Origin of the sequence: uncultured Eudoraea sp., assembly GCF_947260015.1 — a bacterium.
Lineage (GTDB): Bacteria > Bacteroidota > Bacteroidia > Flavobacteriales > Flavobacteriaceae > Eudoraea.
Window position 1 is genome coordinate 1 of the sequence record NZ_CAMYOM010000091.1, and the last position, 2,272, is coordinate 2,272.

2 protein-coding genes are annotated in these 2,272 nt (G+C 38.5%); both read left to right on the plus strand.

All coding sequences use genetic code 11. The features are described 5' to 3' along the window. The coding region (locus Q0X66_RS15810; RefSeq protein ID WP_297708084.1) for a hypothetical protein at positions 1–456 on the plus strand (456 nt) is incomplete at its 5' end. A gap of 118 nt (positions 457–574) precedes the next feature. Further along, positions 575–2,272 (plus strand): sigma 54-interacting transcriptional regulator (locus tag Q0X66_RS15815; RefSeq protein WP_297708086.1); only part of this gene is annotated, 1,698 nt, incomplete at its 3' end.

Below are 2,272 nucleotides of genomic sequence, written 5' to 3' on the forward strand. Positions count from 1 at the left end.
GGTGAAGAAGGAGAAACTAAACACAAGCTGGTTTTACTTTTTGGTCTAACGCATATTCCCGAGACCATTGAAGATGGGGAGCCACTTAAGTCTGAAGAGCTGCCTACCATTGGGGTTGATTATTACTATAGATTGAACCCAAAATGGCAGATAGGAGTAGTGGTAGATGTAGAACTGGGTGAATATGCAGTAGATTTTGGAGGTGAGGATATTCCCCGGGAGAATGCAGTAGTCACTGGTATTGTGGCCGGTTATAGACTATTAAAGGGTTGGAGTGTTTTTGCAGGTCCGGGAGTAGAGTTTGAAAGAAACAAGAATATTTTTATAATCAGGACCACTACGGAATATGAATTTGAGCTGGGAAAAAATTGGGGCCTGGCACCGGCTTTCAGCTATGATTTTAAGAAAGAGTTTGGTACGTACTCCCTTGGTATTGGGTTAAGTAAAAGTTTTTAGGTTTAACCAAAAATTATTCTTGCACAAAACATTCTCCATTACCTGTTTTCTTGGAATACGCAAAGCTTAAATAATTCCTTTGATTACACTATATTTATAGCCCTTAATAGCTTCCATTGTGTCTGATCAGTTATTTATTTTTTTTGCCGGGATAGCGTTAACCACAGGTTTGTCCTACGTTGGGCTTGGGATCGTGCATAAAATATACCGGGCCAATTTTATTTTTGGTCTGTTTGCAATTGCTTCTGGCTTGTATTTCATTTTAATTTCCTCAGAACCCCTAAGCCCCGAGTTCACTTTATTTTTTGCTACAGCTATGTTTGCCCTATTCCCATGGTATTTTGCATTTGAGGTGGGCTATGTGAACAGAAAGTTACTTTGGATCATAACAGGCCTTTGCGCGGGATATTTTGCTGCCATAAACCTTGTTTCATATTATGAACTACCCGAAATACAATATTTCTTTAGTTACGGAGTCTATATTTTAACTGCAGGCTATTGCGTGATTGGTTTGAAAAAGATGTCATCCAAAAATGATTTTCCTTTCATACCCTTGGTTGTCGTGGCTGCATATTACATTGTCTTCGTTACCGAGGAAATAGCATTCAATATTTACGGTGATGCGCTACCCTGGAGAAATCTGGTAAGCTTTACGTATCTGGACCTATTTCCCGTAATCATAATTTCTTTAAAGCTGGTTATGCTGGTTAATGATCAATTACTTAAGGTAAATCTTCAAAAATCCGTGGTCCTGTATAAGGATAATTTGAATCGGATACTAAATCAGACCAAAAAGTTGATTTTAACACTGGATGAAAAAGGAAATATACTTTTTGCAAACCCCTATTTTAAAGAATTCTATAATCCTGAGGATACATTTATAGATATTGGTTTTGATAAGTTTCTCACCGGTGAAACAAAAAATGAATTTAAGAAACTTGTTTATGACGGCAAAAATAAGAAGGGTAATATAGTGACACAAGTGGTAGCCAAAGATGCCGAGCTTACGGTGGCCTGGTCTTTTGTTAAACTAAAAAACAATCAATCTGAACAGGTTTCCGAATATACGTATCTCTTTGGTGCGAACATCACACAACTCAAAAAAACAGAGGAAGAGCTGCGAAAGGCTTATAATGATCTCGAGGATCTAAAGAATAAAATTCAGGCAGAAAACATACAATTGCGCAAAGAAAGCGGTGTTCCATTAGCGCAGAGAACGCTAATAGGGGAGAGCCCTAATTTTAACTATGTTCTGAATAGGATAGAGGATGTTGCTACTTTAAATGTCCCGGTATTGCTGGAGGGCGAAACAGGGGTGGGCAAAGAATTATTTGCAAATGCCATCCATGAAAAAAGCGCCAGAAAAGAGAATCCGTTTATTAAGGTGAATTGTGCAGCCATTCCTGAAGAATTAATGGAAAGTGAACTATTTGGCTATGAAAAAGGGGCATTTACGGGGGCTGATAAACGCAAAAAAGGAATGTTTGAATTAGCCGACCGAGGAACATTGTTTTTGGATGAGATTGGCGACCTCCCTTTATCGCTCCAACCTAAATTATTAAGGGCCTTACAGGATGGGGAAATACAACTTCTGGGGGCCGAAAAAGTAAAAAAAGTAGATGTTCGCATTATAGCTGCTACCAATAGGAGCCTGGAAGAAGAAGTAGAAAAGGGCAGTTTTAGATCTGACCTCTATTACAGAATAAATGTTTTTCCTATTACCATCCCGCCTTTAAGACAAAGAAAGGTTGATATTCCCCTACTGGTCAGGGCCTTTGTAAATTCGTTTAATGCACAGTACCATAAAGATGTAAAC